The 6755-nt window shown below is 62.4% G+C and carries 7 protein-coding genes; 3 read left to right on the top strand and 4 right to left on the bottom strand.

All coding sequences use genetic code 11. From position 1 onward, the window contains the following. Together EOD15_RS25340 and coaD are read right to left on the bottom strand one after the other, a co-directional pair. Nucleotides 1–382: peptidylprolyl isomerase (locus EOD15_RS25340; protein WP_127408952.1), on the bottom strand; the 382-nt coding region annotated here is incomplete at its 3' end. Between the two features lie 16 nt (nt 383–398). Continuing rightward, a complete protein-coding gene (gene coaD / locus EOD15_RS25335; protein ID WP_127272529.1) occupies nt 399–899 on the bottom strand; it encodes a pantetheine-phosphate adenylyltransferase in 501 nt (166 codons plus the stop codon). A 322-nt stretch (nt 900–1221) separates the two neighbouring features. On the opposite strand from coaD, the gene EOD15_RS25330 reads away from it, so the two are divergent. Then, nucleotides 1222–1374, top strand: a complete 153-nt coding sequence (locus EOD15_RS25330) for a hypothetical protein (protein ID WP_081714296.1) — start codon at nt 1222–1224, stop codon at nt 1372–1374. Between the two features lie 69 nt (nt 1375–1443). Here EOD15_RS25330 and gyrA read toward each other — a convergent pair whose 3' ends face one another. Further along, entirely contained in the window at nt 1444–4245 is a 2802-nt protein-coding gene (gene gyrA / locus EOD15_RS25325) for a DNA gyrase subunit A (RefSeq protein ID WP_127396842.1), read from the bottom strand. Nucleotides 4246–4447: 202 nt separating this feature from the next. Then, the gene (locus EOD15_RS25320) at nt 4448–5290 is read right to left on the bottom strand and encodes an AraC family transcriptional regulator (protein WP_127408951.1); all 843 of its coding nucleotides are present in this window, start codon (nt 5288–5290) and stop codon (nt 4448–4450) included. Nucleotides 5291–5375: 85 nt separating this feature from the next. On the opposite strand from EOD15_RS25320, the gene EOD15_RS25315 reads away from it, so the two are divergent. Beyond that, nucleotides 5376–5906: a hypothetical protein gene (locus EOD15_RS25315; RefSeq protein WP_127323253.1), complete on the top strand. Its 531-nt coding sequence runs from the start codon at nt 5376–5378 to the stop codon at nt 5904–5906. Between the two features lie 155 nt (nt 5907–6061). Continuing rightward, nucleotides 6062–6691: a MarC family protein gene (locus tag EOD15_RS25310; RefSeq protein WP_013531832.1), complete on the top strand. Its 630-nt coding sequence runs from the start codon at nt 6062–6064 to the stop codon at nt 6689–6691. Nucleotides 6692–6755: the final 64 nt, after the last annotated feature.

Genomic DNA, 6755 nt, shown 5'->3' with positions numbered 1-6755 from the left:
GGGCCATACCGACCACGCCGCGCTTATAATGTTCGGTCTGTGAGAATTCGGCCGGCAGGTCGGGCAGGTCGGAACCGCCGGTGCCGGCGGCCTCGGCGCTGAAACCCTTTTTCATATTGCCGAACTTGACGTCGCCGGTCTGCGCCATGAAGCCGTCGATGACGCGGTGGAAGGCGACGTTGTCATAGGCGCCTTGGCGCACCAGCTTCTTGATCTGCTCGACATGCTTTGGCGCCAGATCGGGCCTCAGCGCAATGGTGACGTCGCCGTCCTTCAGCGTGATGATCATTGTGTTTTCCGGGTCGGCGGCGAAAGCCGAGACCGACGCGGCCACAAGACCGGCGAGCACGACAAGGAACGAGGCTAGCTTTTTCAGCTGCATGGTTTTCTCCGAAAACTTACTTCTTGAACTTGGCTGTGAGCGCACCGGCAACCGCCGCCGGCACGAAGGGGCGAATGTCGCCGCCCATCGAGGCAATCTGGCGAACAAGTGTGGCGGTAATGGTGCGTACCGAAGGACTGGCGGGCAGAAAAACCGTCTGCAGTTGAGGCGCCATGGTCTCGTTCATGCCGGCCATCTGCATCTCATAGTCGAGGTCGGTGCCGTCGCGCAGGCCGCGGATCATGATCGAGGCGCCCTGCTTCCTGGCGGCGTCGATGACCAGCCCGTCGAAGGCGACGACCTTGATGCGGGCACCGTCGCTGCCGAATTCCGTCTTCGTCGCCGTCTCGATCAGCTTCACCCGCTCCTCGAAGGAAAACAGCGGTTGCTTGCCCGGATGGATGCCGATCGCCGCATACACGATATCGGCCACGGCCAGCGAGGCCTTCAGCACATCGAGATGGCCGTTGGTCAGCGGGTCGAAGGAGCCGGCATAGAGGGCAATGCGTTCAGTCATGGCAGGTGCTTCTAATGCATGATCCCAAAAAGTGGAAACCGGTTTTTGCGGACAAACGGTTTTTCGTTTGTCCTAGAGATCATGCTCAAATGAAAGCTAGAGCCTGTTCCGTCTTCCGTCCATCAAGATGGAACAGGCTCTAGCGAGCCTCTCTCGCAAAGGCAAATCCGATCGGCGCGCCGGCCGTGAACCTTTTCCGGCACATGAACGACAGATGAACACGCTGATCACGAAGCCTTCACGCAGCGTTCACTAGGTTGCACCTTAATAAGATGAAACCAAAATCCCATCTATCCGTTGTTAGGCGCAGGAGAACACGCACATGCTGATCTACATGCTCGCCACCGCAATGACCGTCGCCATGCTGATCGCCACCGTATTTGGGCTGCATCAGGAGGCGCAACGCATCCGCGTCAAGGCAAACACCAAGCGCTTCGAAGGCTTCGGCCCGCGCAAGCCATATCGTCACTACTGATAAAGCCTGAACTTGCTGCCGCGCCGGCCACCTGGCCGGCGTTGCTATGTCACAACCCGGGTGCCGGACTTAGTCCGCACCCTCCGGACCGGCGTCAGGCGCCGGAGCGGCATCAGCACCGCCCTCGACCGTCTCATCGCTTTCTTCGTCCGCTTGCGGTTCCGAGATCCGCTCGACCGAAACCACCTTTTCGCCTTCAGCCGTGTTGAAGATGGTCACGCCCTTGGTGGCGCGGCTGGCGAAACGGATGCCGTTGACCGGAACCCGGATGACGGTGCCGCCGTCCGACACCAGCATGATCTGGTCGTCATTGCCGACCGGGAACGTCGCCACCAGCCTGCCAATCTCGGCTGCCTTCGACACATCGGTGGCGCGGATGCCTTTGCCGCCGCGTCCGGTCAGCCGGAAATCATAGGACGACGAGCGCTTGCCGTAGCCGAACTCGGTGACCGTCAGCACGTACTGTTCGTGCGCCTTGAGCTCTTCGTATCGGTTGTCGGAAAGCTCCGTCTCCTCGCCGATCTCCTCATTGGTCAGCGCGATCTCTTCCTCTTCGCCGGTCGTTTCCGTGGCAAGCCGCCGCTCCGCCGCCGCGCGCTTCAGGTAAGCGGCGCGTTCCGCTGGCGAAGCATCGACATGCTCTATCACCGACATCGAGATGATGCGGTCGGTCTCGGCCATGGTTATGCCGCGCACACCGACCGAATTGCGGCTCTGGAAGACGCGCACGTCGCCGACGGAGAAGCGTATGCACTGGCCGGAACTGGCGGTCAGCAGCACGTCGTCCTTGTCGGTGCAGGTCTCGACGCCGAGGATCTCGTCGCCTTCTTCCTCCAGCTTCATGGCGATCTTGCCGTTGCGGTTGACCTGGACGAAGTCGGATAGATCGTTGCGGCGCACGGTGCCGCGCGTGGTGGCGAACATCACGTAAAGTTCACCCCAGCTGGCCTCGTCCTCGGGCAGCGGCATGATGGTGGTGATGCGCTCGCCCTGCTCCAGCGGCAGCATGTTGATCAGCGCCTTGCCGCGTGACTGCGGATTGCCGATCGGCAGCCGCCAGACCTTTTCCTTGTAGACGATGCCGCGCGAGGAGAAGAACAGCACCGGCGTATGGGTGTTGGCCACGAACAGCCGGGTGACGAAATCCTCTTCCTTGGTCGACATGCCGGAGCGGCCCTTGCCGCCGCGACGCTGCGCCCGGTAGAGCGACAGCGGCACGCGCTTGATGTAGCCGGAATGGCTCACCGTCACGACCATGTCCTCGCGCTGGATCAGGTCCTCGTCTTCCATGTCCGAACCGCCGTCGGTGAGTTCGGTGCGGCGCGGCGTGCCGAACTCGTCGCGCACGGCGGCAAGCTCGTCCTTGACGATCTGCTGGACGCGCGCGCGGGACGACAAAATGTCCAGGTAATCGATGATTTCGGCGCCGATCGTGTTCAACTCGTCGGCGATCTCGTCGCGGCCGAGCGCGGTCAGGCGCTGCAGGCGCAGTTCGAGGATGGCGCGCGCCTGTTCCTCTGACAGATTGTAGGTGCCGTCTTCGTTGATCCGGTGACGCGGGTCATCGATCAGGAGGATCAGCGATTCCACGTCGCCAGAGGGCCAGCGCCGCTCCATCAACTGCTCACGCGCCGTCTGCGGATCCGGCGCGGTGCGGATCAGCTTGATGATCTCGTCGATGTTGGCGACTGCGATGGCGAGACCGACCAGCACATGGGCGCGGTCGCGCGCCTTGCGCAGCAGGAATTTCGTCCGCCTTGTGATCACCTCCTCACGGAAGGCGACGAACGCCTTCAGCATATCGGTCAGGTTCATCACTTCCGGCTTGCCGCCGTTCAGTGCCACCATATTGGCGCCGAAGGAGGTCTGCAGCGGCGTGAAGCGGTAGAGCTGGTTGAGGATGACGTCGGCAACGGCGTCGCGCTTCAACTCGATGACGACGCGGTAGCCCTGGCGGTCGCTCTCGTCGCGGATATCGGAAATGCCCTCGATGCGCTTGTCGCGCACCAGTTCAGCCATCTTCTCGATCATCGACGACTTGTTCACCTGGTAGGGAACCTCGGTGATGATGATCGACTCGCGGTCGTTGCCGCGCTGTTCGATGTTGACCTTGCCGCGCATGACGATGGAGCCACGGCCGGTCGAATAGGCGTTGTAGATGCCCGAACGGCCAAGCACGATGCCGCCGGTGGGGAAATCCGGTCCCGGAATGATCTCCATCAACGCCGGCAGGTCGATCGCCGGATTGTCGATGAGGGCGATGGCGCCGTTGCAGATTTCGCTGAGATTATGCGGTGGAATGTTGGTCGCCATGCCGACGGCGATGCCGCCCGAGCCGTTGACCAAAAGGTTGGGAAACCGTGCCGGCAGAACCTTCGGTTCGCTGCCCGACGCGTCGTAAGTGTCCTGGAAATCGACGGTATCCTTGTCGATATCCTCCAAAAGCTCGTGCGCGACCTTGGTCAGCCGCGCTTCCGTGTAGCGCATCGCCGCAGGCGGATCGCCGTCGATGGAGCCGAAATTGCCCTGCCCGTCGATCAACGGAACGCGCAGCGACCAGTCCTGTGCCATGCGCACCAAGGCGTCATAGATGGAGGCGTCGCCATGCGGATGGTATTTACCCATCACGTCGGCGACAGGACGCGCCGACTTCACATATTTTCGGTTCCAGTGGTAACCGCTCTCATGGGCGGCGAAGAGAATGCGGCGATGCACCGGCTTCAGGCCGTCGCGCACGTCCGGCAGCGCACGGCTGACGATCACGCTCATAGCGTAATCGAGATAGGAGCGCTGCATCTCCTCGACGATGGATATCGGCTCGATGCCGGTGGGGCCGCCGTCGGCGCCGCGCGGTGTCTTCTGGTCGGTCAAATCGGATCACAATCTAATCAGGAATCACTTGGTGCTTATATAGGAAGCAAGCCCGAAACTCCAACCTTCACGGCACTTTTCCAGTGTCATTTTCGGTGGTAATTTCAAATGGATACCGCTGATTGCGACGATATGGCCAAGGCAGTTTTCGCCGCCCTGACGCAAAAGCCTGCGTGTCTGCCTTGGCGGGCACGGGGCCGATTCACGAAGCAGAAACGGCCCATGCGCCACGGCGGCTGCGATACTGGCCCGGCGTCTCCCCGATGATCCGCCGAAAACGACGATTGAAGGTCGACAGATCGTTGAAGCCTGCCTCGAAGGCGATCGCCGAGACCGCATCGTTCGACAGGCGTAGCCGCACCGCCGCCCTGTGCAATCGCGTCCTGAGCAGGAATTGGTAGGGCGTCATGCCCGCCACCTGCCGGAAGATGCGCAGGAAGTGATACGGACTGGTCGCCGTCTCATCGGCAAGTGCTGAAAGCGAGACCGGCCCATCGGCGTCCAGTTCGATCCGCCGCACTGCCTCGGCCACCCGTTTCTGATCGCGGCGGCTCGGCGCGCGCCCGACATGCGTAGCGCCAGAGGCTGTAGCCACGGCAGCACCGGCCAAGCGCAGGGAAAGTTCCTCGAAGGCGTCGATGTCGGCCATCTCGCGCGCGGTCTCCGCCTCGGCCAGGAGTGGCGCCAGTACCGGCAAAGGCGGCAGGCGCGCCGCCTTGAAAGCCAGCTTCCTGGTGCCCGGCACGCCAGCTGCGATTCGTTCCATGTAGGCCGGATCGAAATGGAACGAGAGGCAACGGTCGCCGCTGCCATGCTCGTGCCCGCATTCGTAACATGTGCCGGGATTGCCGAGCAGGAGCGCGCCGGGCGCCAGCATCGCCGTGCCTTGCTGGGCGCGGTAGCGAAACGTGCCGCTGGTGACCGCAGCGACGCAGAAATCCTGATGCGCTTCCTCGAACGGCCGGTCGCCGGCGCCGGCCGTGCAAATGACGTCCGTCACGTGCCAACCGGCTCCGAATGCGAGACTATGCGTGGTCGTCGTCATAGTCGAAATATAGCAATTTTTCCCAAGCTCAGAACCCCGTCACCGCCTACTCCTAACGGTCTCCTGACAAGAAGAGACCGCAGCCATGTTCGATCAATCCTCGTTTGCCGAAGCCCTGCATAGCTCCGGACCGATCGAAGGGCTTGCCGAAAAACTGAGCCTTTACGGCCGCTTCGTCGGCGCCTGGACGTTTGAGGCCTCGCGCCACCTCGAGGACGGCACTGTGCTGACAGGGCGTGGCGAGGTGCATTTCGGCTGGGTGCTGGAAGGCCGGGCGATCCAGGACGTGTGGATCCTGCCCGCGCGGGACGCCGGTCCATCGCCATCCTTGGGCACATGGACTTTTTACGGCACGACGCTGCGCGTCTATGATCCCGGCGCGGATGGCTGGCACATCTTCTGGAGCGACCCGCGCAACCAGTATTTCAGCCGCCAGCTCGGCCGCGCCGAGGGTGACACGATCGTGCAAGTGGGCGCCGACGACACCGGCAGCTCGGTACGCTGGAGCTTTTCACGCATCACCGAAAACTCCTTCCGCTGGCTGGGCGAACGCTCGCAAGACAATGGCGCGACATGGCGGCTGGAAGTCGAGTTCCTGGCGCGGCGAGCGGTTTGATCTCCGAGGATTGCAGCAGCCCAGAATAAAAGCGTCGCGATCCTTCGCGCTGCCCTCTGTCCCGCATCAACCACTTTCTCACGAACGGTTCCCACCGAACGGGCTTTGCTCTACCAATATTCTGGCACGGGCACAGCCCGGCGGGAGGGTCAGAGATGCCGAGTTTCGACAGCCTGTTCAACGCTTTCGTCACCATTCTCGTGACCATCGACCCGCCCGGCCTGGCGCCGCTGTTCCTCGCCGTGACGCGCGGCATGAACCGCGAGGAGCGCCAGCAGGTTTCGGTGCGCGCCTCGATCATCGGTTTCCTGGTGATGGCGCTGTTTGCGGTTGCCGGGGCCTCGATCCTGTCGGTGTTCGGCATAACGTTGCCGGCCTTCCGCGTCGCCGGCGGTTTCCTGCTGTTCTTCATCGCCTTCGAGATGGTGTTCGAGCGCCGGCAGGACCGCAAGGAGAAGATCGGCGACGTCGCCATCACCAAGGACATGATCCACAACATCGCCGCCTTCCCGCTGGCGATCCCACTGATCGCAGGCCCTGGTGCCATTTCGGCAACTGTGCTGCTTTCCGGCTCGTTTCAAGGCTTTGCCGCGCAGGCGGCGCTGGTCGGCATCATCTTCGTCTGCCTCGCCATCACCTATCTGGTGTTCGTGCTGTCGGAACGCATAGACCGCATCCTCGGCCAGACCGGCCGCTCGATCCTGACCCGTCTGCTTGGCGTCATCCTGGCGGCACTGGCTGTGCAATTCGTCGCCGACGGCATCAAGGCGCTGATAGCAGGCTGAGAGGCTGACGCGGCGAGAACCCGAAGCCGGTTCTATTTCGCCGTCGTGTCGATGACCTCGAAAT

Origin of the sequence: Mesorhizobium sp. M7A.T.Ca.US.000.02.2.1 (assembly GCF_003996995.1) — a bacterium.
Classification (GTDB): domain Bacteria; phylum Pseudomonadota; class Alphaproteobacteria; order Rhizobiales; family Rhizobiaceae; genus Mesorhizobium.
This window is presented reverse-complemented; position numbering and strand designations above follow the sequence as displayed.

Bases quoted from the DNA above. Each gene is read 5' to 3' on its own strand.
- EOD15_RS25320 (WP_127408951.1), bottom strand. From the start codon at position 5,290: ATGACGACGACCACGCATAGTCTCGCATTCGGAGCCGGTTGGCACGTG.
- EOD15_RS25310 (WP_013531832.1), top strand. From the start codon at position 6,062: ATGCCGAGTTTCGACAGCCTGTTCAACGCTTTCGTCACCATTCTCGTG.
- coaD (WP_127272529.1), bottom strand. From the start codon at position 899: ATGACTGAACGCATTGCCCTCTATGCCGGCTCCTTCGACCCGCTGACC.
- EOD15_RS25330 (WP_081714296.1), top strand. From the start codon at position 1,222: ATGCTGATCTACATGCTCGCCACCGCAATGACCGTCGCCATGCTGATC.
- EOD15_RS25315 (WP_127323253.1), top strand. From the start codon at position 5,376: ATGTTCGATCAATCCTCGTTTGCCGAAGCCCTGCATAGCTCCGGACCG.